The 24,419-nt window shown below is 68.5% G+C and carries 24 protein-coding genes; 9 read left to right on the top strand and 15 right to left on the bottom strand.

All coding sequences use genetic code 11. The features are described 5' to 3' along the window. The first annotated feature begins 157 nt into the window (after positions 1–157). Together AZC_RS23485 and AZC_RS23480 are read left to right on the top strand one after the other, a co-directional pair. On the top strand, positions 158–1,000 hold the full coding sequence (locus AZC_RS23485) for an ABC transporter ATP-binding protein (protein ID WP_043879805.1): 843 nt from the start codon (positions 158–160) through the stop codon (positions 998–1,000). 188 nt (positions 1,001–1,188) lie between these two features. Next, positions 1,189–2,433: a phenylacetate--CoA ligase family protein gene (locus AZC_RS23480; RefSeq protein WP_043879804.1), complete on the top strand. Its 1,245-nt coding sequence runs from the start codon at positions 1,189–1,191 to the stop codon at positions 2,431–2,433. Positions 2,434–2,500: 67 nt separating this feature from the next. On the opposite strand, the gene AZC_RS23475 is transcribed toward AZC_RS23480, so the two are convergent. From AZC_RS23475 to AZC_RS23460, 4 genes are all read right to left on the bottom strand, one after another. Next, entirely contained in the window at positions 2,501–3,115 is a 615-nt protein-coding gene (locus tag AZC_RS23475) for a YceI family protein (RefSeq protein ID WP_043880666.1), read from the bottom strand. Positions 3,116–3,187: 72 nt separating this feature from the next. After that, entirely contained in the window at positions 3,188–4,492 is a 1,305-nt protein-coding gene (gene ispG, locus AZC_RS23470) for a flavodoxin-dependent (E)-4-hydroxy-3-methylbut-2-enyl-diphosphate synthase (protein ID WP_012173100.1), read from the bottom strand. A 94-nt stretch (positions 4,493–4,586) separates the two neighbouring features. Then, a complete protein-coding gene (locus AZC_RS23465) occupies positions 4,587–5,285 on the bottom strand; it encodes a class I SAM-dependent methyltransferase (RefSeq protein ID WP_012173099.1) in 699 nt (232 codons plus the stop codon). Positions 5,286–5,432: 147 nt separating this feature from the next. Further along, on the bottom strand, positions 5,433–5,957 hold the full coding sequence (locus AZC_RS23460; protein WP_043879803.1) for a Fur family transcriptional regulator: 525 nt from the start codon (positions 5,955–5,957) through the stop codon (positions 5,433–5,435). A gap of 218 nt (positions 5,958–6,175) precedes the next feature. Between AZC_RS23460 and AZC_RS23455 the strand changes: the two genes are divergently transcribed. The 4 genes from AZC_RS23455 to arfB all read left to right on the top strand — a co-directional run bounded on the left by AZC_RS23455 (position 6,176) and on the right by arfB (position 9,045). Continuing rightward, positions 6,176–6,460, top strand: a complete 285-nt coding sequence (locus AZC_RS23455) for a hypothetical protein (RefSeq protein WP_012173097.1) — start codon at positions 6,176–6,178, stop codon at positions 6,458–6,460. Between the two features lie 272 nt (positions 6,461–6,732). Further along, the gene (locus tag AZC_RS23450) at positions 6,733–7,518 is read left to right on the top strand and encodes a 3-hydroxybutyrate dehydrogenase (protein ID WP_012173096.1); all 786 of its coding nucleotides are present in this window, start codon (positions 6,733–6,735) and stop codon (positions 7,516–7,518) included. Positions 7,519–7,528: 10 nt separating this feature from the next. Further along, positions 7,529–8,566: a patatin-like phospholipase family protein gene (locus AZC_RS23445; RefSeq protein ID WP_012173095.1), complete on the top strand. Its 1,038-nt coding sequence runs from the start codon at positions 7,529–7,531 to the stop codon at positions 8,564–8,566. Positions 8,567–8,622: 56 nt separating this feature from the next. After that, the gene (arfB, locus tag AZC_RS23440; RefSeq protein ID WP_012173094.1) at positions 8,623–9,045 is read left to right on the top strand and encodes an alternative ribosome rescue aminoacyl-tRNA hydrolase ArfB; all 423 of its coding nucleotides are present in this window, start codon (positions 8,623–8,625) and stop codon (positions 9,043–9,045) included. Positions 9,046–9,055: 10 nt separating this feature from the next. Here the strand turns inward: arfB and AZC_RS23435 are convergent, their stop codons facing one another. The 3 genes from AZC_RS23435 to AZC_RS25810 form a co-directional block, all read right to left on the bottom strand. Next, a complete protein-coding gene (locus AZC_RS23435) occupies positions 9,056–9,373 on the bottom strand; it encodes a hypothetical protein (RefSeq protein ID WP_012173093.1) in 318 nt (105 codons plus the stop codon). Between the two features lie 29 nt (positions 9,374–9,402). Beyond that, positions 9,403–11,412: an SMI1/KNR4 family protein gene (locus tag AZC_RS23430; protein ID WP_148209903.1), complete on the bottom strand. Its 2,010-nt coding sequence runs from the start codon at positions 11,410–11,412 to the stop codon at positions 9,403–9,405. Between the two features lie 134 nt (positions 11,413–11,546). After that, the gene (locus AZC_RS25810) at positions 11,547–11,705 is read right to left on the bottom strand and encodes a hypothetical protein (RefSeq protein ID WP_158304154.1); all 159 of its coding nucleotides are present in this window, start codon (positions 11,703–11,705) and stop codon (positions 11,547–11,549) included. Between the two features lie 184 nt (positions 11,706–11,889). Between AZC_RS25810 and AZC_RS23425 the strand changes: the two genes are divergently transcribed. After that, on the top strand, positions 11,890–12,594 hold the full coding sequence (locus tag AZC_RS23425) for an SDR family oxidoreductase (protein WP_043879801.1): 705 nt from the start codon (positions 11,890–11,892) through the stop codon (positions 12,592–12,594). 54 nt (positions 12,595–12,648) lie between these two features. On the opposite strand, the gene AZC_RS23420 is transcribed toward AZC_RS23425, so the two are convergent. Then, positions 12,649–13,389 (bottom strand): SDR family NAD(P)-dependent oxidoreductase, encoded by a 741-nt coding sequence (locus AZC_RS23420; protein ID WP_012173089.1) that lies wholly within the window; start codon positions 13,387–13,389, stop codon positions 12,649–12,651. Positions 13,390–13,471: 82 nt separating this feature from the next. Between AZC_RS23420 and AZC_RS23415 the strand changes: the two genes are divergently transcribed. Further along, complete coding sequence (locus AZC_RS23415) at positions 13,472–14,128, top strand: TetR/AcrR family transcriptional regulator (protein ID WP_043879800.1); 657 nt, start codon at positions 13,472–13,474, stop codon at positions 14,126–14,128. A gap of 6 nt (positions 14,129–14,134) precedes the next feature. Here the strand turns inward: AZC_RS23415 and recN are convergent, their stop codons facing one another. After that, positions 14,135–15,814 (bottom strand): DNA repair protein RecN, encoded by a 1,680-nt coding sequence (recN, locus tag AZC_RS23410; protein WP_012173087.1) that lies wholly within the window; start codon positions 15,812–15,814, stop codon positions 14,135–14,137. A gap of 6 nt (positions 15,815–15,820) precedes the next feature. After that, positions 15,821–16,675 (bottom strand): outer membrane protein assembly factor BamD, encoded by an 855-nt coding sequence (locus AZC_RS23405; protein ID WP_012173086.1) that lies wholly within the window; start codon positions 16,673–16,675, stop codon positions 15,821–15,823. A 238-nt stretch (positions 16,676–16,913) separates the two neighbouring features. Here AZC_RS23405 and aidB point away from each other — a divergent pair, with 238 nt between their 5' ends. Next, positions 16,914–17,747 (top strand): AidB family quorum-quenching N-acyl homoserine lactonase, encoded by an 834-nt coding sequence (gene aidB / locus AZC_RS23400; protein WP_012173085.1) that lies wholly within the window; start codon positions 16,914–16,916, stop codon positions 17,745–17,747. Between the two features lie 18 nt (positions 17,748–17,765). On the opposite strand, the gene lpxC is transcribed toward aidB, so the two are convergent. From lpxC to AZC_RS23375, 5 genes are all read right to left on the bottom strand, one after another. Next, positions 17,766–18,695 (bottom strand): UDP-3-O-acyl-N-acetylglucosamine deacetylase, encoded by a 930-nt coding sequence (gene lpxC / locus AZC_RS23395; protein ID WP_012173084.1) that lies wholly within the window; start codon positions 18,693–18,695, stop codon positions 17,766–17,768. Positions 18,696–19,174: 479 nt separating this feature from the next. After that, a complete protein-coding gene (ftsZ, locus tag AZC_RS23390; RefSeq protein ID WP_012173083.1) occupies positions 19,175–20,953 on the bottom strand; it encodes a cell division protein FtsZ in 1,779 nt (592 codons plus the stop codon). An 88-nt stretch (positions 20,954–21,041) separates the two neighbouring features. Next, positions 21,042–22,367, bottom strand: a complete 1,326-nt coding sequence (gene ftsA, locus AZC_RS23385) for a cell division protein FtsA (RefSeq protein WP_012173082.1) — start codon at positions 22,365–22,367, stop codon at positions 21,042–21,044. Next, complete coding sequence (locus tag AZC_RS23380) at positions 22,364–23,350, bottom strand: cell division protein FtsQ/DivIB (protein WP_012173081.1); 987 nt, start codon at positions 23,348–23,350, stop codon at positions 22,364–22,366. Before AZC_RS23380 ends, ftsA begins: the two co-directional genes overlap by 4 nt. Before the next feature lie 14 nt (positions 23,351–23,364). Then, positions 23,365–24,285 carry a D-alanine--D-alanine ligase gene (locus AZC_RS23375; RefSeq protein ID WP_012173080.1) on the bottom strand — a complete coding sequence of 307 codons (921 nt, stop codon included), beginning with the start codon at positions 24,283–24,285 and terminating at the stop codon, positions 23,365–23,367. Between the last annotated feature and the right edge of the window lie 134 nt (positions 24,286–24,419).

The following is a 24,419-nucleotide window of genomic DNA, read 5'->3' as shown; positions in this document are numbered from 1 at the left end:
GCGCGGGGCGTAGGGCCTTTTGTCTGTGGGGTTAAGCGCGCGGCCGGTCGTCCGCGCAGGGGAAACTCCCTCTCCCGCCTGCGGGGGAGGGTTGGGGAGGGGGCAGGCCGGGCGCCGTCCTTACCCACCTGACGTAACACTCATCAGGAGCCGCACCATGGCCGAAGCCGCGCTGAAGATGGACGCCTCGCCCGCGACGGCGGCAGCCCAGCCGTTGCTGGCGGTGGAGAATATCGAGGTCGTCTATAACGACGTCATCCTCGTGCTGCGCGGCCTCTCGCTGAAGGTGCCCAAGGGCCAGATCGTGGCGCTGCTCGGCTCCAACGGCGCGGGCAAGTCCACGACGCTCAAGGCCATCTCCGGTCTCCTGAAATCGGAGGATGGCGAGGTCACGCGCGGCGACATCTTCTTCGAAGGGCAGAACATCAAGGGCATCGAGCCGGACCGCATCGTCCGGTGTGGCATCTTCCAGGTGATGGAAGGCCGCCGCATCATCGCCGACATGACCGTGCTCGAAAACCTGCGCCTCGGCGCCTTCACCCGCCGCGACAATGGGGTGAAGGAGGATATCGAGCGCGTCTATCACTATTTCCCGCGCCTCAAGGAGCGCACGGGCCTCGCCGGCTATCTCTCCGGCGGCGAGCAGCAGATGCTGGCCATCGGCCGCGCCATCATGGCCCGCCCCAAGCTCATCCTCATGGACGAGCCCTCCATGGGCCTCTCGCCGCTGCTGGTGAAGGAGGTGTTCGCCATCATCAAGCAGCTCAACCGCGACCTCGGCGTCACCATCCTGCTGGTGGAGCAGAATGCGCGCGTGGCGCTCTCGGTGGCGGACACGGGCTACATCATGGAGCAGGGCAAGATCGTGCTGGACGGCACGGCCGAGCAGCTCCAGTCCAACGAGGACGTGAAGGAATTCTATCTGGGGCAGGGCGGCGGCGAGGAGCGGAAATCCTTCAAGAATCTGAAGTCCTTCAAGCGGCGGAAGCGGTGGCTGTGAGGGGGCTGCGATAGGGCGGAGTTTTTGATCGAGGGGGCAGCAAGGCGTTGGTCTGTGGTGCGCCGTTACGGATGGCGTCCTACCCCCCTCCCCAACCCTCCCCCTCAAGGGGGGAGGGCAGGGAGGGGGGTATGACGGCCGGGCCCGCGCGCACGGCCGCCGAGACGAGGCAAACAAAGAGAGTATCCATGACCGAGAGCCGCTATTTCGATGCCCTGGAAACCCGCGATCCGCAGGCGCGGGAGGCGGCGCTCATGGCGGCGCTGCCGGGGCAGATCGCCCGCGCCAAGGGGCGCTCGGCCTATTTCGGCACGCTGCTCAAGGATTTGGATGCGCAGGCGGTCACCAGCCGCGCCGCGCTGGCCCAACTGCCTGTCACCCGCAAGTCCGAGCTGCTGGAGCTTCAGCCGAAAAGCCTGCCCTTCGGCGGCCTGAATGGCACGGCACCGGGCGGCCTCGCCCGCATCTTCATGTCGCCCGGCCCCATCTATGATCCCGAGGGTCGCCGGGCGGATTACTGGCGCTTCGCCCGCGCCTTGTTCGCGGCCGGCTTCCGCGCCGGCGACATCGTGCACAATTCCTTCTCCTACCACCTCACCCCGGCCGGCTCGATGGTGGAGAGCGGCGCCCATGCGCTCGGCTGCGCCGTGGTACCCGGCGGCGTCGGCCAGACCGACCTGCAATTGCGCGCCATCGCCGATATCCGTCCGCAAGGCTATGGCGGCACGCCGTCCTTCCTGAAAATCCTCGTGGATCGCGCGCGGGAGGAGGGGGCGGACATCTCCTCCCTCACCAAGGCTCTGGTCTCGGGCGAGGCCTTCCTGCCGGCCCAGCGGGCGGAATTCCGCGCCGCCGGCATTGCCGCGCGCCAGTGCTACGGAACGGCGGACCTCGGCCTCGTCGCTTATGAGAGCGAGGCGGAGGAAGGGATGATCGCCGATGAGCATCTCATCATCGAGATCCTGCGCCCCGGCACCGGCGATCCGGTGGAGGAAGTGGGCGAGGTCGGCGAGGTGGTGGTGACGCTGCTGGAAGAGGACTATCCCCTCGTGCGCTTCGCCACCGGCGATCTCTCTGCCGTGCTGCCCGGCATCAGCCCCTGCGGGCGCACCAACACGCGCCTGCGCGGCTGGCTGGGACGGGCGGATCAGGTGACGAAGATCCGCGGGATGTTCGTGCATCCGGTGCAGGTGACGAGCGCGGTGAAGAAGCACCCCGCCGTCACCCGCGCCCGCCTCGTGGTGGAGCGCGCGGGCGATCAGGACGACATGATCCTCGAAATCGAGACGGCGGACCTTGCCGCCGTGCCGCAGGAGCGCCTCCTGGATGACCTGCGCGCCTCCACCAAGCTGCGTGGCCGTCTGGTGCCGCTCCCCCCCGGTACCTTGCCGGCGGACGCCAAGACCATCGAGGACCGCCGGCCGGTGGGGTGAGGGGTTGGGTCAAGGCGCGAGGATGCTGACGCATCCGCGCCTTGCAACGCTCAAACGCCGCGCAGGCTTACTCTTTCTGCGTGAATTCCGCTTCGATCTGGAGCTTCACTGCATCGCCAATGCCCGGCAGGCCGGTCTTCAGGCCGAAGTCGGAACGGGTGAGGGTGCCGGTGGCGTCGAAGCCCACGTGATAGAGCTTGTCCGTGGGGTTGATGCCGGCCTTGTGGAAGGTCACGTCCAGCGTCACCGGGCGGCTCTGGCCGAGAAAGGTGAGGGTGCCCGTCACCTGCGCCCTGCTCCCCTCCACCTTCACCGCGCTGGAGGCAAAGGTGAGGGTGGGAAAGGCGGCGGCGTTGAAATAGTCCGGCCCCTTCAGCCTCGGATCGAAACGCGGATCAGCGGTGGCGACATCGGCGCTGTTCAGCGTCACCTCCACCCGGCTGGCCTCGGGCTTTGCGGGGTCGAGCACCAGCATGCCGGAGGCGGCGGGCAGGAGGCCGCTATAGGTGGAAAAGCCCCGATGGCTGAGGCTCCACACCACCCGCGTATGGCCGGCATCAAGGGCATAGGTGCCGGAACGCACGGCCTTGGGGTCCGTGGTGTCAGGCGTCTGGGCGGCAAGCGGGGTGGCTGAGAGCGCAAGAAAGACGAGGAAGAACGCGCGGGAAGCAAAGGCTGGCATGAGTGATGTCCTCAACGCATCGCCCCGGCGCAGCTCGCGCTGCGTCAGGGCCATGCGCATCATTCATCACGCTTATTCCGCTGCGTCCACCGGCGCGGGGGCCGCAGCTTCGCCCGCGGCGCCGACGCCGAAGCGCTTCGCCACATAGTCTTCCACCATCTTGCGGAATTCCACCTGAAGGTTAGGCCCGCGCAGCGTGCCCACCTTCTTGCCGTCCATATAGACGGGCGCGCTCGGGATCTCGCCGGTACCGGGCAGCGAGATGCCGATATCGGCATGCTTGCTCTCGCCCGGGCCGTTCACGATGCAGCCCATCACCGCCACGTTGAGCGCCTCGACGCCCGGATAGGATTTCTTCCACTCCGGCATGCGCTCGCGGATCATGTCCTGAACGCTCTTGGCGAGCTCCTGGAAGGTGGTGGAGGTGGTGCGCCCGCAGCCGGGGCAGGCGGCCACCAGCGGCACGAAGGTGCGCAGGCCCATGGTCTGGAGGATTTCCTGCGCCACCTGCACCTCGCGGGTGCGGTCGCCATTGGGCTCGGGGGTGAGCGACACGCGGATAGTGTCGCCAATGCCCTGCTGGAGCACATAGCCCATGGCGGCGGTGGAGGCGACGATGCCCTTGGAGCCCATGCCCGCCTCGGTGAGGCCGAGGTGGAGCGCATAGTCGGAGCGGCGGGAGAGTTCGGTATAGACGGCGATGAGATCCTGCACCGCCGAGACCTTGGCGGAAAGGATGATGCGGCTGCGGGGCAGGCCGATCTCCTCCGCCAGCGCCGCCGACATGAGGGCCGAGCGGATGAGCGCCTCGCGCGTCACGGCCCGCGCCTCGGCGGGCTTGGGCAGCTTGGCGTTCTCGTCCATGAGGGCGGTGAGGAGCTCCTGGTCCAGCGAGCCCCAGTTGGCGCCGATGCGCACCGCCTTGTCGTGGCGCACCGCGGTCTCGACGATGGCCGAGAACTGCCGGTCCTTCTTGGCGCCGAAACCCACATTGCCGGGATTGATGCGGTATTTGTCCAGCGCCTGCGCGCAGGCGGGGTGGTCCGCCAGCAGCTTGTGGCCGATGTAATGGAAATCGCCCACCAGCGGCACGTCGATGCCCTGCCGCAGCAGGCGCTCCTTGATGCGTGGTACGGCGGCAGCGCTCTCGTCCCGGTCCACGGTTATGCGCACGATCTCGGAGCCGGCGCGGGCCAGCGCCGCCACTTGGCGCACGGTGCCGTCGATGTCGGCAGTGTCGGTGTTGGTCATGGACTGGACGACGACGGGCGCATCACCGCCCACGATCACCTTGCCGACCGGCACCGGCACCGTCGGCCGCCGCACGGCGGGGCCAGCTTCCAGAAGCTCGTCGGGCACCACGGGGACCATGCTCATCTCGGTGTCTCTGTTCCGCCGTCTCCGGCGCCCGCCCCGTCTCCGGCTGCCGCTTGGGCCGGGGAGGGGAGCAGGCGGCCAGAGGCGGGCCCTGTCAGTTGCGCGCGGGCGGGGTCCACGCGGTTATGGCGATCGCGGCCGGGTACGATACCTGATGGAGCGTGACGCGCGTGAAACCCGCCCGCATCACCTGCGTCCACATATCGGCGCCGTATTCGGTCTGGACCAGATAGTCGTCGCTGTTCTGCGATGAATTACCATGCCAGCTCGGCGGCAGGCCATCCCTGCTGCGGGTCAGGCGTCCCACGACGACCGGTATTGTGAAGCAGAGGTGCCCGCCGGGGCGCAGCACCCGGCGGCACTCCTCGAGGCCGCGCAGCGGATGGGGCACGTGCTCCAGCGTGTCGGAATGGACCACGAGGTCGAACGCCGCCGCCGGATAGGGCAGCGCCTCCATGTTTACCTCGGGAAAATTGCCCCGCACGTAGCCGGGCAGGTGCGACAGGGCGTTGGAAATGGCGGTCGCGCCGTTGACGTCGAGCACGCGCAGGCCGGCGAGACGGGGATCGGCCGTCCAGGCGGTCATGGGACCCTCAACGCCCAGCGCGTCCCGCACCGCCTCGCCCAGCGCCACCACCCGCAGGTTCGCGCGGCAGGCGACGCAGAAGCAGCCCTGCTGCCGGTTGATGTACTCCACTTCCTCGCGGCAGAGGCCCCAGGCGGCGATCAGCTCGTCCCACAGGATCTCGCGGGAGGAGAATTGCGTGCCCCCGCAGATCGAACATTCCAGCATCCGAAACCCGTTCCCTGCGGCCAGCCGCCTCGCGGCCGGATGGCATCGTCCGGCCCGCAGGCCCTATCCCCAAGTCCGTGACGGATGGACGATCCGGACGTCCATCCGCTGGTCACTGGTGGCCGATCGGCGGCGCGGGATCAAGGGTCAGGTGGGCTCGCGGCAGTTCGCGCACACGCCGGCCACTTCCAATACCCGCTGGCGTGGGGTGAAGCCGGCGGAGCGTGCTGCCCAGGCGAGATCACGGCCCACCGCGTGCGAGTTCACCTCCCGCGTCGCGCCGCACTGTTCGCAGATGAGGAACACCACCACGTCCCCCGGTTCGTGGGGATGGCCGCAGGCGAGAAAGGCGTTGCGGCTTTCGATGCGGTGGGCGAGCCCTTCGGAGACCAGGAAGTCGAGCACGCGATAGACCGACATGGGCGGGGGGCGGTCGCCCTCGGGGCCGAGGCGCTCGACGATCTCATAGGCGCCGAGCGGGGCGTGGCTCTCGGCCAGCACCTGCATCACGCCCCGGCGCAGCGGCGTGAGCCGCAGGCCCTTGTCGGCGCAGATCTTCTCCACCCGCGCCAGCGCTCCGCTGATACAGGCGCCGTGGTCATGGTCGTGTCCATGTCCGGCGGCCGGAGCGGCGGCGGGCGGACTGGCCGGGTGGGAGGCATCCGTCGTCATGGCCCCAATGTAGCGATCCGCGTGCCGCCTTTCCATGGTCCTCGGGTGCCGCCGTGCTCTTCTTCGCGGCGGCGTGCGCGGCCGGCTCCCCCAAATACAGATCTCATACTGACGTATAGGAGTCTCAGACGATGTGGGGAGCGCGCGAGCTGCAGGCATGATTTCGAGTTTAGAGGCCGTGGCTATGATGATCTTGTCTCGAACACAGGAGATGAGACATGAACATCAAGCGCACCATCATCGCTCTCGCCGCCGCTTCCACCGTTCTGGCGGGCAGCATCGTCACCGCTTCTGCTGATGAGTACACGACCCGCGAAGTGAAGCAGGAATATGCCGTGCAGCGGCAGGAGAAGCCCTTCTTCCAGACCTTCTTCAATCTCGAGCAGGCGCCGGCCACCACCAAGACCACCGCGCCCAAGGTCCAGGCCAACAATGCCATCGGCTCGCTGATCGCGCCGGCCGACCCGCACTGGGGCCCCGCCTTCGATCCGGACGTGGAGTGATCCGCGGTCCCGATCTCAAGAGCTGGACCCGAACCTGATGTCCACTCTCGAAAACGTGCTTGTTCCGCGCAGCCCTCTTTCGCGGAACAAGCGTTGCTGTCGGCAGCGGCCGGAAAGCGCGGCCGTTGCGCCATGACGGCGTTGCACAATGGCCGCATCCGTCGCAAGGTCTGAGCGCGAAAATCCTTCGCAGGGTATGACGTTCCCGTCACACCCGTTCGCTATAGAAGCGATCCGGGACGTTCGTCCCGCAGAGTCAGGGAAGCTCAATCATGTCGATCAAGGGCAAGGTTGCCGTCGTCACCGGATCCACCAGCGGCATCGGTCTCGCCTATGCGCGCGCCTTTGCGGCGGAAGGCGCCAACGTGGTCATCAATGGTCTCGGCGATGCCGCCGCCATCGAGGCCGAGCGCGCCAAGATCGAGGCCGACTTCGGCGTGAAGGCGCTCTATTCCGACGCCAACATGCTCAAGGCCGAGGAGATCACCGGCATGGTGAAGCTGGCCGAGACCGAGCTCGGTGCGTGCGACATCCTCGTGAACAACGCCGGCATCCAGCACGTGGCTCCGGTCGAGGATTTCCCGATCGACACCTGGAACACGATCATCGCCATCAACCTGACGTCAGCGTTCATCGCCTCCAAGGCGGCGATCCCCGGCATGAAGGCGAAAAAGTGGGGCCGCATCATCAACACGGCGTCCGCCCACGCTCTCGTGGCCTCGCCCTTCAAGTCGGCCTACGTCTCGGCCAAGCACGGCATCGCCGGCCTCACCAAGACCATCGCCCTCGAGACGGCCACCTTCGGCATCACCTGCAACGCCATCTGCCCCGGCTATGTCTGGACGCCCCTGGTGGAGAAGCAGATCCCCGACACCGCCAAGGCCCGCGGCATGACCGAGGAGCAGGTGAAGAAGGAGGTGCTGCTCGCCGCCCAGCCCACGAAGGAGTTCGTGACGGTCGAGGAAGTGGCGGCGCTCGCGGTCTTCCTGGCCTCCGATAACGCCCGTTCCATCACTGGCGCCATGCACCAGATCGACGGCGGCTGGGTCGCTGAGTAAGCCATCCGGCATGGCCCGCCGCACGGCCAAGGGCATCAGCCTCGCACTGCAGGGGGGAGGCGCCCACGGCGCCTTCACCTGGGGTGTGCTCGACCGCCTGTTGCAGGAGGACGGGCTCGTGGTCTCGGGCATTTCCGGGACCAGCGCCGGGGCGATGAATGCGGTCGTGCTGGCCTCCGGCCTCGCCAAGGGCGGGCCGGAGGAGGCCCGTTCGGCCCTTTCTCAATTCTGGCGCGACGTCTCCCGCGAGGGCCATCTCTCGCCCATCCAGCGCTCGGCCTTCGATCGGCTGCTCGGGTCGTGGTCGCTGGCCAAGAACCCGGCCTATCTGGCCTTCGAGGTCGCCTCGCGCTTCCTCTCGCCTTACGATTTCAACCCGCTCAACATCAATCCGCTCAAGGACATCCTCACCGCGCACGTGGATTTCGAGGCCATCCGCGCCTCGGATGTGCAGGTGTTCGTCTCGGCCACCAACGTGCGCACGGGGCGGGCCCGCATCTTCGGGCATGACGAGATGAGCGCCGAGGCGGTGATGGCCTCCGCCTGCCTGCCGCAGCTCTTCCAGGCGGTGGAGATCGACGGCGTGCCCTATTGGGACGGCGGCTATATGGGCAATCCGCCGCTCTTTCCGCTCTATGAGAAGGTGGAGGCGGAGGACATCGTTCTCGTCCAGATCAACCCGGTGCTGCGGGAGGAGACGCCCCGCACGGCGGCCGAGATCCAGAACCGCATCAACGAGATCACCTTCAACGCCTCGCTTCTCGCGCAGCTCCGGGCCATCGACTACATGGGCCGGCTGGTGGAAGGCGGGCTGCTGAAGCGCAAGCTCCTGGGCGATTCCAGCTTCCGGCGCGTCCGCCTGCACCGCATCGGTGGCGAGGATCAGCTTGCGGGCTTCGACCTGTCCTCCAAGCTCAACCCCGAATGGGCCTTCCTCCAGCACCTGCGCGACCTTGGCCGGGAGAGCGCCGATGCCTTCCTCGCCGCGCATATGGGTGACATCGGCACCCGGAGCACGCTGGACCTGAAGCTCGAACTGGCCGATTGAGGGGGCGGGGCATGCCGCCCCCTGAAAACTGCCGCCCGCCAGATCCCTGCCCCGCCATGATCGAGATCACCGCCCGCATCCGCATTCCGGAGGAGGAAATCCTCCTCTCCTTCGTGCGCGCCTCGGGCCCCGGCGGGCAGAACGTCAACAAGGTCTCGACCGCCGTGCAATTGCGGTTCGACCTCATGGGCTCGCCCTCGCTGCCCGAGGGCGTGAAGCTGCGCGCGGCGACGCTCGCCGGCAGCCGCCTCACCAAGGACGGTGTGCTGGTGCTTCAGGCCCAGCGCTTCCGCACGCAGGAGCGCAACCGGGAAGACGCCATCGAGCGGCTGGTCGAACTGCTCCGGGCAGCGACGATCGTCGCCCCCAAGCGCCGCCCCACCCGCCCGACGCTCGCCTCCAAGGAGCGCCGGCTCGCGGCGAAGGAGCGGCGCGGCAGCGTGAAGAGCCTCAGGCGCGGCAAGCCGGACGTGGACTGAGCACGGCGCCTCACACCGGCGGCTGGCGACGCACCTCTCCGAAGCGGCGTTCGAGATAGGCCGTCACCTGCGCTTCCGCTTCCGGATTGGTGGCGGCCGGCGCTTCGCCCGCGCGGTCGAAGGGGCCGTAGAGGGTGACGCAGTTGAAATCATCCGCATAGGCGCGGGCCCGGAAGACGGCGCCCGCCACCTCGAACTCATAGATGAGGAAATTGTAGAATTCCTGGAGCGTGCCGCCGGGGTGGTCCTCCCAGATTTCATCCACGTGATGGGAGATGCGGACGGGCGTTACCGGGTCCGGGTTCGCGGCATCATCCGTCACGCACATGGTGTCCTCTCCCTCTGGACCTGTCGCCCTCAGGCGAGCAGCGCCCGGATGTCCTTGAGCGACTTGGGCACCAGGTCCACAGGGCGCTTGCCCGTCTTGTCACGGACCGTCTTGTCGGCGCCACGCTCCAGCAGAAGGGAGATGTCCGCCGGCGTCTGCACCTGCTCCGCCGCCACATGGAGCAGGGTGCGGCCGTCATTATCGACGCCATTGATGGGCAGGCCGAGGCCGAGCAGGAAATCGAGGCTCGCCACCTCCTCCGGCCAGTTCGCCCGCACGCTGGTGATGCGCAGCAGATTGTGCAGCAGCGTGCCGCCGCCGGGGATGCGCTCATGGGGATCGAGCCCGCGCGCGATCATCAGCCGGAAGGTGTCGGCGAGCGTGCAGTAGCACAGGGCACTGCGCCCGGCGCTGTCGCGCTTCTTCGGATCGGCGCCCAGCTCCAGCAGGGTCTCCACCAACTCCAGCCCGCCGAGGCGGGCGAGCAGCAGGGCGGTTTGCAGGGGCGTGGAATTGTACCCGCCATCCTCCTCCGCCGCCGGCTGTTCCAGCGCGTCGATGTCGGCGCCGTGAGCGACCAGCATGCGGATCTTCGCCGCCGTGCGGGCGCGGTGGAGGGTGGTGCTGCCGTGGATGTCGCGGGCGTTCACGTCCGCGCCGGCCTTGATCAGCACCTCGCCGTCATCCGCATCCGCCCACATGAGCATGGTGATGCCGTTGTCCCAGCGCGCGTCGGGCGTTGCTCCGGCCTTCAGCAGCGTGTCCAGCATGGCGAGATAGGTTGCGCGATCCAGCCAGAGCGCGACGCGTTCGCGCAGATGCTGCTCTTCCCAGGCCTTCATCTCCGGCAGTTCGTCGTCGCGCGATCCGCGGGCGCGCCGGCTTTCCGCCCTGAGCCGCGCCTCCAGTGCCGCGCGCGAGGGCGCGCTGACCTCGCTGCGCCGGGTCACCAGCAGATGCAGCGGCCAGTGGCGATCCTGCTTCCAGCCGTTGACGCGGACGCCCTTCGTCACCAGCCAGCGGATGGTCTCCAATGAGCTGACCTGAACGGCGTCTCCCAGCAGCAGGCGCCGGGTGTCGAGCGTTGCGCCGCCCTCCAGCAGCACCTCGGCAAGGGGGAGGTTGTTCGCCCGCACCGCATAGGTGAGGGCGGTGGCGAATTCCTGGTCCCAGCCGACCGTTTCCATCATCCATGCGGGATCGGGGACCACATCGGGCCGCGCGCCGGCCTTGAGCGCGAGGCGTACGCCCTCGATGCTGCCGGCGCGGGCGGCGGTGAGCAGGGCTTCCTCGGCCGGCGTCTTCGCCACGATGGCGGGCGGTGGCTCGTCGGGGTCGACCTTCGCAGGGTCTTTCTCAAGATAGGCCAGCCAGCGCTTGGCCCCCGCGCCATCGGCGCGCAGGTAATAGGTGCCGGCCGCCTCATCCAGCGTGCCGAAGGGCATGAAGGACGCCCACTCCGTCCCGGCAAAGCCGATCTTGGACATCTGCGTCACGAAGGTGAGGAAATCGGGGGCGAGCGCGAGGCCGTGCAGCATCTCCAGCTCGTGGCTGAAGTAGCGCACCGGGTGCGGGCCCTCGGGCTTCGACATGTCGATGGTGAGCATGTCGCCATTGACGAGGTCATAGAAGGGGAACTGATGCTCCCACATCTCCGGCCGGTTTGGCGCCTCGGAGAGATCGACGCTGGCGAGATCCCGCTTCCAGTTGAGGAAGTTGGGAATGGCCGAATTGGCAATGTGGTCGAGATCCCAGAGCGCCATGCGGTTGGCGCTCATGGTGGGCAGGTTCTCCCGCTCCAGCGGCTGGAGGTGGATGGGGATGTACCAGCCGAAGCCCACGCGGCCCGAATAGCGGGTGAGCACCTCGCGCAGCTGCGGCGGCATCTTCAGGCCGTGGCGCTGCTCCAGCATCCGTACCTCGCCCTCCCGCGCGGGAGGGCCGATGACCACGGGCGTCACGTCCCAGCCCCGCCGGCGGGCGATCTCCTCCATGCGCCGCCAGTCGGCCTGCCACTGCTGCCAGAGGGCGTCGGTCATCTCGCGTTTCTCCGTGCATGCGGCGAGGGACAGGGCGAGCACGGCGCCGGCCCCGCACAACAGCGTGCGCCGGTCCATTGCGCCGGTGGCGGGTGTGGGGCGAGCTATGCCGATGTCCATCAGGCCGTCGGGCTTCAGCGGAATGTTGTGATGAAGCGAAGATGAATCTTGAGCTTGGCTTTTCCGGCGAAGATGTCCGGGAGCGGACCCGCGGCAGTCTTCGCAAAATCCGGCGACAGTGGATCAGAAAAACCAAACTCCGGAGCGCTACGATAGTAATGATTGATCGTCATGGGCGCGGGCACTCCGGATCTTAGGTCGAAACAATGGCTCTGCCCCCCGCTTCACCGAATTTAGACCGGAAAAGCCGCCGTGCAACCCTTCGGGCGCCGGCCGGCGGCGTCCTATGGCGTGCGCGCCGGGCTTGGGCCACTCTGGCGCGACGATCGATTCGCGGTGGCGCAACGGAGCGGCGGCATGACGGACAGGGTGGCGGTGGTGACGGCGGGCGGCAGCGGCATGGGTGCGGCGGCGGCCCGACGGCTGGCGGCGGACGGCTTCAAGGTCGCCATCCTCTCGTCCTCCGGCAAGGGCGAGGCGCTGGCGCAGGAGCTGGGTGGGCTCGGCATCACCGGCTCCAACCAGAAGGTGGAGGATCTTGAGCAACTTGTTTCCGCCACCATGGCCCGCTTCGGGCGCATCGACGTGCTGGTGAACAGCGCGGGCCACGGCCCGCGCGCCCCCATCCTCGAGATCACCGATGCGCAGTGGCACACGGGCCTCGACGTCTATCTCATGAACGTCATCCGCCCCACGCGCCTCATCGCCCCTATCATGGCGGACCAGAAGGGCGGGGCGATCATCAACATCTCCACCGCCTGGGCCTTCGAGCCGGCGGCCAACTTCCCCACCTCGGCAGTGTTCCGCGCCGGGCTTGCCGCCTACACCAAGCTGTTCGCGGACCAGTACGCGCCCCATAATGTGCGCATGAACAATGTGCTGCCCGGCTGGATCGACAGCCTCCCCGCCACCGAGGAACGCCGCGCCAGCGTGCCGCTGGGCCGCTACGGCAAGTCGGAAGAAATCGCCGCCACCATCGCCTTCCTAGCCTCCGAGGGCGCGGGCTACATCACGGGGCAGAACATCAAGGTGGATGGCGGGCTGATGCGCAGCAGCGTGTGATGCAGGGCCGGCGAGGATGGGTGCCCATCCTCGCAACTGCCCCCAGGCGCCAGGTCAGGCGTTGATGCCACCGTCTACGACGAGACCGGTGCCGGTGATCTGGCCGGCGGCGGGGCTCGCCAGGAAGGCGACTGCGGCGGCCACGTCCTCCGGGCGGCCGAAGCGGCCGAGCGGCGTGAGCGCCCGCTGTCCCTCCGCCAGCTCGCCGTCGGCTGGGTTCATGTCCGTGTCGGTGGAGCCTGGATGTACGAGGTTCACGGTGATGCCGCTGGGCCCCAGTTCGCGCGCCAGCCCGCGGGTAAGGGCCAGCAGGGCGGATTTGGTGGCGGAATAGACGGTGACGCCCCCGAAGGGCACGCGCTCCGCGAGGCACGAGCCGATCGAGATGATGCGCCCGCCCTCCTTGAGATGGCCGAGCGCCGCCTGCGAGGCGAGCACCACGGCGCGCACATTCACGTTCAACAGGGCGTCGATGTCCGCAAGGCTCATGTCCGCCAGCGCGCCGCCACGGGCGATGCCCGCATTGTTCACGAGGATGTCGAGCCCGCCGAGCGCGGCCGCTGCATCATCCACCGAGCGCTTCACGGCGGCGGGATCTGCACTGTCGGCCTGCAAAGCGATGCCGCGCCGCCCCTTGGCCTCGATGGCACGCACCACCTCGGCGGCCTTGTCGGCGGATCGCTCGTAGGTGATCGCCACATCCGCTCCTTTCTCAGCAAGCGCCAGGGCGATCGCAGCGCCGATTCCCCGTGAGGCACCCGTCACAAGGGCGCGCTTTCCGGCGAGTTCACTCATGTCACCACCATTTTTGTATCAATCGATACATAAATGGCTAGGGCGGTTGCGGCACGTGGTCAAGGCATTTATTTATCGATCGATGCAGAATTCGGACGACACCCCTTCACCCACCTCCGCCGCGCCGGGGCGGGGGCGTGGCCGGCCGCGGGCCTTTGATCGCGACGCGGCTCTGACGGCGGCGATGCGGCTGTTCTGGCAGAAGGGATTTGCCGCCACCTCCATCGCCGACCTCACGCAGGCCATGGGGATCGGATCGCCGAGCCTTTACGCGGCCTTCGGCTCCAAGGAGGCGCTGTATGCGGAGGCGCTGGCCTGTTACCAGAGGCGATATGAGGATTGGGTCTGGGGGAATTTCCGGGCGGCGCCCACGGCCCGCGCTGCGGTCGCTGCCTATCTGATGGATTCCGCCGCCGCCCTGACGGCCTTCTGCGGCCGTCAGGAGCCGCTCGGCTGCATGGTGGCGCTCTCGGCGGTGGGCAGCGAGGGCCATGCGGAGCTTGGAGACATGGTCCGCCAAGCGCGTGCCGCCGGATGTCGGTTTCTGGAGGCGCGGCTCTCCCGGGCCGTGGCAGAGGGCGAAATTCCGGCCTCCGTAGACCTTGCTGCACTGGCCCGCCTGCTGGTGTCGGTGCAGGCCGGCATGTCCATTCAGGCGCGGGACGGCGCCACGCGGGACGATCTGGAAGCGGTCGCCCGCCTCACCATGCAGGGCTGGGACGGCCTGATCGCCGGCTGAGGGCGCCTAACCCTCCGCCCCCAGCAGCCGCTCGGCGGCGGCGCGGGCTTCGGCGGTGACGGTGGCGCCAGCGAGCATGCGGGCAATTTCCTCGCGGCGGTGCTCGTCGGTGAGGGGGGCGACGCGGGTGGTCACCGGCGCGTCCTTCTTGGCCCCCGGCGCGCTCGCCTTGGAGATGAGCAGATGCTGGCCGGCACGCGCGGCCACCTGCGGGGCGTGCGTCACCGCCAGCACCTGGACCTTGCCCGCCAGCCGCGCGAGGCGCTGGCCGATGGCTGCGGCCACCGCGCCGCCGACGCCACTGTCGATCTCGTCGAAGATCAGGGTGGGGGCCGAGCCGCGATCGGCCAGTACCACCTTGAGCGCCAGCAGAAAGCGGGAAAGCTCGCCGCCCGAGGCCACCTTCATCATCGGGCCGGGGCGGGTGCCGGGGTTGGTCTGCACCCAGAATTCCACCCGGTCATAGCCTTCAGGCCCCGCCTGCGCCGGGTCGCTGTCGATGCGGGCGGTGAAATGCGCGCGCTCCAGCTTCAGCGGCGGCAGTTCGGCGTCCACCGCCTTGTCGAGGCTGGCGGCGGCCTTGGCCCGGCGCTGGGCGAGCTTTGCGGCGGCGGCGCGATAGGCGGCCTCGGCGGCGGCGGTGCGCTCCTCAAGGCCGGCGAGGGTGGCGGCGCTACGGTCGAGTGCGGCAAGGTCCGCCTCGAACTTCGCCTGCACCTTCGGCAGATCGTCCACCGCTCCGCCATACTTGCGGGCGGCCGCGCGCAAAGCGAACAGCCGCTCCTCGATCTGCTCCAGTTCGCGCGGGTTGAAGGCGGTGGCGGAGAGCGCGGCTTCCAGATGCGCGCGGGCGGTCTCCAGCGCGTCGAGCGCGATGTCGATGGCCTCCACCGCCGGCTGCACGAGATCCTGCGATTCGCCCGCCCGCCGCTCCAGACGGCGCACGGCGGCGGCGAGGGTCGGCACGGGTGAGCCATGGCCGCCCACCGCATCCAGCGCTTCGGAAAGATCGCCGGCGATCTTCTCGGACCGCATCATGAAGGTGCGCCGCTCGGAGAGGGCGGTTTCCTCGCCCTCCTCGGGCGCGAGCTTGGCGAGTTCGTCTACCGCGTGGCGGATGTAGTCGGCTTCCCGCGCGGCGGCTTCCAGACGGGCGCGCTCGGCATCGGCATCCGCCAGCACGGCGCGCCAGGCGCGCCAGAGTTCGGAGACCTTGCGCACGTCGGCGCCAAGGCCGCCGAAGGCGTCCAGAAGGGCGCGGTGGGTCGCGGGGTCCACCAGTGCGCGGTCGTCATGCTGGCCGTGCAGCTCCACCAGCAGTGCGCCCAGCGCGCGCAGGGTCTGCACCGAGACCGGCTGTTCGTTGATGGTGGCGCGGGTGCGCCCGTCGGCCATCTGCACCCGGCGCACGACGACCTCGCCTTCGTCGGCGATGTCGGCGCCCTGAAGCAGGGCGCGGGCGGGATGGTCGAGGGCGATGTCGAAGACGGCGGTGATCTGGCCCTTGTCCGCGCCATGGCGGACCAGCGAGCCGTCGCCCCGCCCGCCCAGAGCGAGGGACAGCGCATCCAGCAGGATGGATTTGCCCGCGCCCGTTTCGCCCGTGAGGACGGTGAGCCCGCCGTTCAGGGCGAGATCAAGCCTCTCGATAAGAACGATGTCCCGGATCGAGAGGGACGAGATCATGGCAGGTCAGCCGACGCCCAACTTCTTGAAGGCCTGACTGATCCAGGACGCCTTGTTCTCCTGCGGCAGGAGACCCTTGGACTGGACCAGCTTGAAGGCGTCCTTATACCACTGGCTGTCTGGATAGTTGTAGCCCAGAACGGCGGCGGCGGTCTGGGCCTCGTTGACGATGCCGAGCGCCATATAGGCTTCCGTGATGCGGAAGAGGGCTTCCTCGGTCTGGCGGGTGGTCTGGTACTGGGTGATGACCACCTTGAAGCGGTTGATCGCGCCCGTGTAGTTGCGCTGCTCCAGATAGTAGCGGCCGATCAGCATCTCCTTGCCGGCGAGCTGGTCGCGGGCCACCTCGACCTTGCGCTTGGCGCCGGCCGCATACTCGGTGTTGGGATACTTGCGAATCACGTCGTCCAGCGCGTCGAGCGCCTGGCGGGTGCGGCGCTGGTCGCGGCTGATGTCCGGAATGCTGTCATACAGCGAGGAGGCGACGAGATAGGAGACGTAGGGCGCGTCCTGCGAGCCCGGATGCAGGGCGAGGTAGCGCTTGCCGGCCGAGATGGCGTCGTCGTACTTGCCGGCTTCGTAATAGACATAGGTGTCCATGAGCAGGGCCTTGCGGGCCCACTCGGAATAAGGATGCGTCTTGTCGATGTCCTCGAAGCGCTTGGCGGCGCCGTCGAGGTCACCCTTGTTCAGCAGCGTCAGGCCTTCGTTGTAGATCTTCTCGGCCGGCTCGTCGGGCGCCATGACATCCTTGTCATTGGCGCAGCCCGCCAGCGTGGCGGAAACGAGGACAACTCCCAGCAGAGCCGCAGCGCGGGACGTCCCGGCGCGAAACACAGCCGCGTCAATGAAAAGGCGCATACGTTCAGATCCCGTTGAAGGCGCACGCCTACGCTGGCGCAAAGGGGTCACCGCTTCCGGCGCTAAAGGCGCTTTCCGCCGGCATTGTGGCGGCCGGTCGTGAACAGACCGCAAACGTCGTGTCAGGCAGTGGAAATATCGCGGCTGTGGACTGGCGGCAAGCCTGCAACCGGGGGCCGGTGGCCCGGCGAGCGCGGTGGGGCATGATCGGGCGAGGTCCATTTACCCCGAGTTTGCCATGTCCAGCGTTTCCCGCCGGTTCGGCGCGTACACCGTCACCCCGCTGCGGGACGGCTTCTTCTCCGCCCCCGGCGACGTCCTGACCCATCCGGCTGGCGAGGCTGCGGCGGCGCGGGCACGCGCTGGCCTCCCGTTGCGCGAGGGGCAGCCCACGGTGGCGGTGGACGTCAACTGCTTCCTGCTGCGCGGCACCTCCGGCGCCATGCTGGTGGACGCGGGCACGGGCCCCGCCTGGGGCGCGAACTTCGGCCATGCCCGTCAGGCGCTGGCGGGCGAGGGTGTGGCTCCGGATGAGATCGCGCGGGTGCTCATCACGCATCTCCATGGCGATCACGCCCTCGGCCTCGTCGCGGACGGTGCCGCCTATTTCCCGCGGGCCGAGATCCTTGTGCCCGATGCGGAACTTGCCTTCTTCACGTCCGATGCGGCACGCGCGCGCACGCCGCCGGCGCGCCGGGGCGGCTTCGATGTGACGGCTGCGGTGCTCGAGGCCTATGGCGACCGGGTGCGAGGCATCTCTCCGGGCGACGTGCTGCAGGGCATCACGGCCCTGCCGCTACCGGGGCACACGCCCGGCCATACGGGCTACCTCGTCGCCGGCGAGGGGGAGGGACTGCTCATCTGGGGCGACGTGCTGCATGTGGGGGAGGTGCAGGCGCCGGATCCCGATGTGGGCGTGATCTATGATCTCGATCCACCGCTGGCCGCCGCCTCCCGGCGAGAAGCCCTGACGCAAGCCGCCCGCGAAGGCTGGACCGTCGCGGGCGGGCACATCACAGGATTTCAGAAGGTTGCGGCGGAAGGCGATGGCTTCCACCTGACGCCGGCCTGATTGGCCGGCAACCCAGGCTCAGCGCTCCGGCGCGTAGGCGGCGACGGGCTGGCCGAACACGATCTCGGCGGCGTCGCGGCGGCCCATCTCGGGGGCTTCCACCACCGCATAGGCGGTGCGGTCGGCGAGCAGGGCGTCCACCACCTGGAAGTTCAGCTTGTGGCCGCCCCGGAAGGACGAATAGCGGCCGAGCAGCGGCAGGCCGGCGAGGGCGAGGTCGCCCAGCGCGTCCAGCGCCTTGTGGCGGACGAACTCGTCGCTGGCGCGCAGGCCGCCGTCGTTCAGGATGCCGTCGTCCGCGAGGCAGACGGTATTCTCCAGCGAGGCGCCGCGGGCATAACCGGCGGACCGCAGGCGTTCCACATCCTTCAGGAAGCCGAAGGTGCGGGCGAAGGCGAGTTCACGGCGGAAGACGGAGGGCGTCATGGTCGCCGCGAAGCGCTGGCGGCCGATGCGCTGGTGATCGAACTCGATCTCGACTTCGAGGCGGAAGCCGGCGTCATAGGGACGCAGCTCGCCGAAGGAGGCGCCGTTCTCGACCCGGACCGGCTTCAGCACCTTGAGGAACTTGCGGCGGGCCTTCTGCTTCACCGTGCCGACTGCGTCGATGGCGGCGACGATGGGAGCGGCGCTGCCATCGAGGATCGGAACCTCGGGGCCGTCGATCTCGATCAGCGCATTGTCGATGCCGAGGCCCGAAAGCGCCGAGAGCATGTGCTCGACGGTGGAAACGAGAATGCCGGTCTTGTCACCGAGCACGGTCGCAAGGTCGGTGGCCTGCACCGACTGGCGGGAAACGGAAATCTTGCGAGGAGCCTGATCCGAGAAGGTGCGCTGGAAGACGATGCCGGTGTCGGGAGATGCGGGATGGATCTGGAGACGGGCTTCGATGCCGCCGTGGACTCCGACGCCCGTGAGCATCACCGTATCGGCCAGAGTGGTCTGCATCTTCTACCCATCCGTCTCGAAGGCGCTGGCAGTCCGCCCTGCCATCACTTCGCCCCTCAACCAACATCCTGCGGCGCCAGTTTCGCCATGCTCACAGTCTGCACTGGGCGCGGCGCGTGATCGCTTCGGATGGGCTGCACCCTAGTCGCAGGGGTGCGCTGCCACAAATCACGCTTGCTTACCGCCTGTTACGGTGGATGGTTGCCAAATTCCTTATGATTATCAAAAAGTTGCGCCCGACGTTGCCGCCGGGCGCATCAGGTTTGTTACAACGGAAGGGACCGGATTCGGAAGGTCGTGTCCCTCCGGGGCTGTTCGCCCCGGGTGCGTCGCGGCGCAGATTCGGACAAAGCCGGCGTCGCGGCGGACCTCTTGCCAAGGCGCTGGGATGACAGGCATCCGCGCCTTGAATCGTTCAGGTACCGTGGTCTCCGGAGGCGATGAGCGGGGCCCATCGCCTGCCGGGGTCGTCTCTTGGCTCAGTTCGCCTGACGGCGCAGGAAGGCCGGGATGTCCAGCTGGTCGTCGTCATGGCCCTGCTGGGGCGCCTGACGGCTGGGCACTTCCGCCTGCGGCCGGGTGGCCGGGCGCTTGGCGAATTCGGAGACAGGATCGCCGGGACGGCCGCCCATGCGGGGATCGGCGCCACGGGGCTCGGGAGCCCGCATGCTCGGCTGCTCGCGGCGGGCCGGAGGCGCTTCCGGCTCGTCATGGCTACGGCCGAGGCCGCCGACGCTGGCAAGGCGCTGGAGCAGCGTCATGCGCTTCTGCTCCACCGGAGCCTCGCCGCGTTGGGCGCGGATCTGGTTCTGCGCCGGCACGGGGAGTTCATCCACGCGGGGCATCCGGGGCGCACGCGGACGCTGGGTCTGCGGCGGGATGTAAGGCGCGAACTCGTCCTCGACCACCGGCGGGGGCGCCGGGGGCTGCTCGGGCTCCACGAAGAAGGAGGGCTTCGGCGTGGCGGCGCGGATGGTCACTTCGTCCACCACCTGCGCCGGCTGGGTGGTGCGCTCGGGAAAGGACTGCCGGGGCGCCGGCTGGGGCGCCGGAGCCTGCTGCGGGGCAGGCTCACGATAGGCGGTCGGCTGGGGCAGCGGCTGCTGGGCCACCGGCGGGGCGGGCGGGGCCGCCGGCTCGAGGTCCATCAGGTCCTCGGCGGAGATGGAAGCCACCGCGCTGCGGATCTGGGCCTCGCGGGCCTGCTCCACGGCGGCACGGCCGGCGTTGGACATCTTGCGGCCCTGGAACTCGCCCAGCGTCGTGCTGGTCTGGATCTGCTCGGGAACCACCGCCGGGTCGATCCCGGTGGCAACCACCGACACGCGGATGATGCCGTCCAGCGACTGGTCGAAGGTCGCGCCGAGGATGATGTTGGCGTCGGGATCCACTTCCTCGCGGATGCGGGTCGCCGCCTCGTCCACCTCGAACAGCGTCATGTCGTTGCCGCCGGTGATGGAGATGAGCAGGCCGCCAGCGCCGCGCATGGAGATTTCGTCCAGCAGCGGGTTGGCGATGGCGGCTTCCGCCGCCTGGAGGGCGCGCTTGTCGCCCGAAGCCTCGCCAGTGCCCATCATCGCCTTGCCCATGTCGCGCATCACGGCGCGGACGTCGGCGAAGTCGAGGTTGATGAGGCCTTCCTTCACCATGAGGTCGGTGATGCAGGCGACGCCGGAATAGAGCACCTGGTCCGCCATGGCGAAGGCGTCGGCGAAGGTGGTCTTCTCGTTGGCCACCCGGAACAGGTTCTGGTTCGGGATGACGATCAGCGTGTCGACCGTCTTCTGCAGCTCGTTGATGCCGTGCTCGGCGACGCGCATGCGGCGCTGGCCCTCGAAGTGGAAGGGCTTGGTCACGACGCCGACGGTCAGGATGCCGAGCTCGCGGGCGGCGCGGGCCACCACGGGGGCAGCGCCGGTGCCGGTGCCACCGCCCATGCCGGCGGTGATGAACACCATGTGCGAGCCGGACAGGTGGTCGCGGATCTCGTCAATGACTTCTTCGGCGGCGGCGCGGCCGACTTCCGGCTGCGAACCGGCGCCGAGGCCTTCGGTGACGGCGACGCCCATCTGGACGAGCCGGTCGGCCTTGGAGAGCGAGAGCGCCTGGGCATCGGTGTTCGCAACCACGAACTCCACGCCGGACAGGCCGGCGCTGATCATGTTGTTCACCGCGTTGCCACCGGCACCGCCGCATCCAAACACCGTGATCCTGGGCCGCAACTCCCGAATGTCGGGCATCTGAAGGTTGATCGACATGTCCTCACTCCGTTGCGCCCGAAGCGCCGTCCCGACGGTTCCGAATCCGTGGTCTGCCCCTAGTTAAGCGGCTCACGGTTAACCATCTCTAAAAGCTGTCACGCAGCCATTGACCAACGCGGCCGAAATAAGAGCCGCTCTCCGCCCCGACGGCTTGACGCCGCCGCGGCTCGAAATGTTCGAGGCCCGCCACCTGCGGATAGACGAGCAGGCCCGCCGCCACGGCAAAGGCCGTGCCTCGCGCCGCTTCCGGCAGGCGGGAAACCCCAAGCGGGCGGCCGATTCGCACCTGTGGGCCGATGACGCGGGCCATGAGGTCCGGCAGGCCCTGGAGCTGCGCGGCCCCGCCCGTGAGCACGAGGCGGCGCGCCGCGTCGCCTACGTGGCCGGAGGCCTTCAGGCGATCGCGAATCAGTTCCACGATTTCTTCCGCGCGTGGTTTCACAATCGTCACCAGACGCGACTTCGGCACGAGGTTGGGCTGGTCCCGCTCGTCGCCCGAAAGCGGCGGGATGGTCAGCATGTCGTGCTCGTCGGAGGAGACCGCGACCACCGCGCCGTGCAGCGCCTTCAGGCGCTCGGCGTCGGCGAGGCGGGCCGGCAGGCCGCGCGCCACGTCATTGGTGATGTGCTGGCCGCCAACCGCGATGCCGTCCACATGGATGCAGTGGCCGCCCGAGACTACCGAGAAGGTGGTGGTGCCGGCGCCCATGTCGATGAGCGTGACGCCGAGTTCCATCTCGTCGTCGGTGAGTGAGGAGAGCGCCGCCGCATACGGCGCGGCCACCATGGCCTCGATGCCGAGATGGCAGCGCTCCACGCACAGCACGAGATTCTTCAGTGAGGTGAGGTCGCCCGTCACCACATGCATGTCGACGCCGAGCTCCTTGCCCAGCATGCCGCACGGCTCGCCGATGCCGCGCCGGCTGTCGAGCGTGTAGCCCACGGGCAGAGCGTGCATCACCGCGCGGCCGTCGCCCACCGCATAAGTGGAGGCGGCTTCCAGCACGCGGCGGATGTCGAATTCCTCCACCGCCGAGGCGGTGATGCGCACCTGCGCCTCGTAATGCTGCGAGGACAGGCGCGCGCCGGAGACGCCGAGGATCACCGAGGCGATCTGCACGCCCGAGGCGCGCTCGGCCATGTCCACCGCCTGCCGGATGGCGGCCTCGGCGCGGGCCATGTCCACCACCGCGCCGCCCTTCACGCCATGGGCGCGGGTGTGGCCGATGCCGAGCACGTCGATGGAGTGGGTGCGCCGGCGCAGCACGTCGGAGGCCGGTCGCGGCTTCAGGCGGGCGATCATGCACACGATCTTGCTGGTGCCGATATCCAGCACGCCGACGATGCCGCTCTTCTTGGGCGGCAGCGGGCGCATCTTCGGGGCGAAGCCCTGAGCGAGGCGAGACCTCATGTGGCGCCTACCTTCTTGGCCTTGGCACGGGCTTTGAGCATCTGCATCCGGGCATCTGCGGCAGCGTCGGACAGGCGGACGACGACCCGGTCGGGCAGCCGCAGGTCCACGATTGTGATGTCGCGGGTGAGCAGTTTCTTGTCGCGATCGAGATCGGCGAGTTCGGTGAGGGCGCCGTCGAGCCCCTGTTCGGGCAGGCGCACGTCGATGCCGTTGCGCAGCTTCAGCGTCCAGCGCCGGCCGGCGACCAGAATGGAGGCGCGCACCTGGTCACGCACCGCCGGCACGCGGCCGAGGGCATCGACGATGTCCTGCACCTGCTTCTGTGCGCCCTCGCCCACCACGATGGGCAGGCTGATGTAGCGCGGATCATCCGAATAGGGGGCGATGGGGGTGCCGTCGCGAGCGATGACCTTGAGCTCGCCATTCACCTGCCAGAGGGCATAGGCCTGACGCTCCACCACCGCGATCTGGATCTTGTCGGGATAGAGCTTGCGCACGGTGGCGCTGGCGATCCACGGCATCTCCTCCAGCTTCTGGCGGGTGGCATCGGCGTCCACCAGCAGCAGCGAGGTGGTCTGCTTGATGCCGGCCGCCGCCAGGATCTCGGCGGGGGTGACGTGGTTCTGGCCGGAGAGGTCCACCTGCTTGATGCGGAAGCCGGCCACGTTGGCGGCAAGGTCGCCCACGTCCACCGCGAGGGAGCGGGCTTCCTCCACATGGCCGCCGAGCACGGTGCCGTAGGCGACGAAGCCGCCGATCACCAGCCAGGCCAGCACGCCGCCGCTGCGCCGCCCGATGCTGGAGGCACCCATGCGCACCGAGAGCCGGTGCAGCAGCAGGGAGAGCCGGCTGGGCGGCCGGAAGTCGCTGATGGGGCGCGGCTTGTGGCGCCGCGCCGCAGCCGCCTGCGGCGGGGCCGGGCGGCGGGTCTGGGTGGGTTCGCCGGCCGGGCGCGGCCGGGCCGGGCTGGGGTTGGCCATCGGGGCCTCCTGCCTCAGCGATCCAGCGTCGCGTCCTCGACCATCCATGTCACAAGCTCGCCGAAGGAAATGCCCGCATGGGCCGCCATGTCCGGCACCAGAGACGTCTCGGTCATGCCGGGCTGTGTGTTGACCTCCAGGCACACGAGCCCCTTTCCATCGGGAAGGGTGTCGTCATAGCGGAAGTCAGCACGGGAGATCCCCCGGCAGCCGAGCGCGCGGTGCGCTTCAAGGGCCAGCATCCGGACCTGTTGGTAAATTTGGGGTAAAACGCGCGCCGGAAGGATGTGGCGGGAGCCGCCGGCGGCGTATTTGGATTCATAATCGTAGAAGCCGTGCACAGCTTCCACCTCGATCACGTCCAGCGCGCGGTCGCCCATCACGCCGCAGGTGAGTTCGAGGCCCTTGATGAAGGGCTCGGCCATCAGTGATTCGCCGAACGTCCAGTCGGCGCGGAACAGCTCCTGCGGCGGATGCGGCTGGTCTTCCTTGACGATGAAGACGCCGACGCTGGAGCCGCCGGTATTGGGCTTGAGCACATAAGGCGGGGGCAGGACGTGGCCCTTCGCCGCCTCGGCCCGCGTGACGAGATGGCCGCCGGGCACGGGAATGCCGGCCGCCGCCATCACCACCTTGGCGCGGGCCTTGTCCATGGCGAGCGCGGAGGCGAGCACGCCGGAATGGGAATAGGGAATGCGCAGGATTTCGAGGATGCCCTGGATGGTCCCGTCCTCGCCGGGGCAACCGTGCAGCAGGTTCAGCGCCACGTCCGGCTTGAGGCGGGCGAGCACCTCGGCCACGTCGCGGTCCACATCCACGCGGGTGACGCGGTAGCCGACCTCTTCCAGCGCCTTGGCGCAGCCGGCGCCGGACCGGAGCGAGACCTCCCGTTCCGGAGACCATCCGCCCATCAGCACAGCCACATGCTTCGCCATCTCGCCCGAACTCCCGACCTACGCCCGCGGTGCGCCCCGCACGGGCGCCCGCATCGGCACAGTTAACCTCAGGGCGGTGTGTAATTTCCTAAGGGCGGGCGTGAGGCTGAGACGTGGCGGGGACGGGGCGTGTC

This window comes from Azorhizobium caulinodans ORS 571 (genome assembly GCF_000010525.1).
Lineage (GTDB): Bacteria > Pseudomonadota > Alphaproteobacteria > Rhizobiales > Xanthobacteraceae > Azorhizobium > Azorhizobium caulinodans.
Note: the sequence above shows the minus strand (reverse complement) of the source record. Positions and strands in the feature narration are given on the sequence as shown.

What these genes read in the sequence shown, in the direction of transcription:
- AZC_RS23485 (WP_043879805.1), top strand. Translation starts at nt 158, where the DNA reads ATGGCCGAAGCCGCGCTGAAGATGGACGCCTCGCCCGCGACGGCGGCA.
- AZC_RS23480 (WP_043879804.1), top strand. Translation starts at nt 1,189, where the DNA reads ATGACCGAGAGCCGCTATTTCGATGCCCTGGAAACCCGCGATCCGCAG.
- AZC_RS23475 (WP_043880666.1), bottom strand. Translation starts at nt 3,115, where the DNA reads ATGCCAGCCTTTGCTTCCCGCGCGTTCTTCCTCGTCTTTCTTGCGCTC.
- ispG (WP_012173100.1), bottom strand. Translation starts at nt 4,492, where the DNA reads ATGAGCATGGTCCCCGTGGTGCCCGACGAGCTTCTGGAAGCTGGCCCC.
- AZC_RS23465 (WP_012173099.1), bottom strand. Translation starts at nt 5,285, where the DNA reads ATGCTGGAATGTTCGATCTGCGGGGGCACGCAATTCTCCTCCCGCGAG.
- AZC_RS23460 (WP_043879803.1), bottom strand. Translation starts at nt 5,957, where the DNA reads ATGACGACGGATGCCTCCCACCCGGCCAGTCCGCCCGCCGCCGCTCCG.
- AZC_RS23455 (WP_012173097.1), top strand. Translation starts at nt 6,176, where the DNA reads ATGAACATCAAGCGCACCATCATCGCTCTCGCCGCCGCTTCCACCGTT.
- AZC_RS23450 (WP_012173096.1), top strand. Translation starts at nt 6,733, where the DNA reads ATGTCGATCAAGGGCAAGGTTGCCGTCGTCACCGGATCCACCAGCGGC.
- AZC_RS23445 (WP_012173095.1), top strand. Translation starts at nt 7,529, where the DNA reads ATGGCCCGCCGCACGGCCAAGGGCATCAGCCTCGCACTGCAGGGGGGA.
- arfB (WP_012173094.1), top strand. Translation starts at nt 8,623, where the DNA reads ATGATCGAGATCACCGCCCGCATCCGCATTCCGGAGGAGGAAATCCTC.
- AZC_RS23435 (WP_012173093.1), bottom strand. Translation starts at nt 9,373, where the DNA reads ATGTGCGTGACGGATGATGCCGCGAACCCGGACCCGGTAACGCCCGTC.
- AZC_RS23430 (WP_148209903.1), bottom strand. Translation starts at nt 11,412, where the DNA reads ATGACCGACGCCCTCTGGCAGCAGTGGCAGGCCGACTGGCGGCGCATG.
- AZC_RS25810 (WP_158304154.1), bottom strand. Translation starts at nt 11,705, where the DNA reads ATGACGATCAATCATTACTATCGTAGCGCTCCGGAGTTTGGTTTTTCT.
- AZC_RS23425 (WP_043879801.1), top strand. Translation starts at nt 11,890, where the DNA reads ATGACGGACAGGGTGGCGGTGGTGACGGCGGGCGGCAGCGGCATGGGT.
- AZC_RS23420 (WP_012173089.1), bottom strand. Translation starts at nt 13,389, where the DNA reads ATGAGTGAACTCGCCGGAAAGCGCGCCCTTGTGACGGGTGCCTCACGG.
- AZC_RS23415 (WP_043879800.1), top strand. Translation starts at nt 13,472, where the DNA reads ATGCAGAATTCGGACGACACCCCTTCACCCACCTCCGCCGCGCCGGGG.
- recN (WP_012173087.1), bottom strand. Translation starts at nt 15,814, where the DNA reads ATGATCTCGTCCCTCTCGATCCGGGACATCGTTCTTATCGAGAGGCTT.
- AZC_RS23405 (WP_012173086.1), bottom strand. Translation starts at nt 16,675, where the DNA reads ATGCGCCTTTTCATTGACGCGGCTGTGTTTCGCGCCGGGACGTCCCGC.
- aidB (WP_012173085.1), top strand. Translation starts at nt 16,914, where the DNA reads ATGTCCAGCGTTTCCCGCCGGTTCGGCGCGTACACCGTCACCCCGCTG.
- lpxC (WP_012173084.1), bottom strand. Translation starts at nt 18,695, where the DNA reads ATGCAGACCACTCTGGCCGATACGGTGATGCTCACGGGCGTCGGAGTC.
- ftsZ (WP_012173083.1), bottom strand. Translation starts at nt 20,953, where the DNA reads ATGTCGATCAACCTTCAGATGCCCGACATTCGGGAGTTGCGGCCCAGG.
- ftsA (WP_012173082.1), bottom strand. Translation starts at nt 22,367, where the DNA reads ATGAGGTCTCGCCTCGCTCAGGGCTTCGCCCCGAAGATGCGCCCGCTG.
- AZC_RS23380 (WP_012173081.1), bottom strand. Translation starts at nt 23,350, where the DNA reads ATGGCCAACCCCAGCCCGGCCCGGCCGCGCCCGGCCGGCGAACCCACC.
- AZC_RS23375 (WP_012173080.1), bottom strand. Translation starts at nt 24,285, where the DNA reads ATGGCGAAGCATGTGGCTGTGCTGATGGGCGGATGGTCTCCGGAACGG.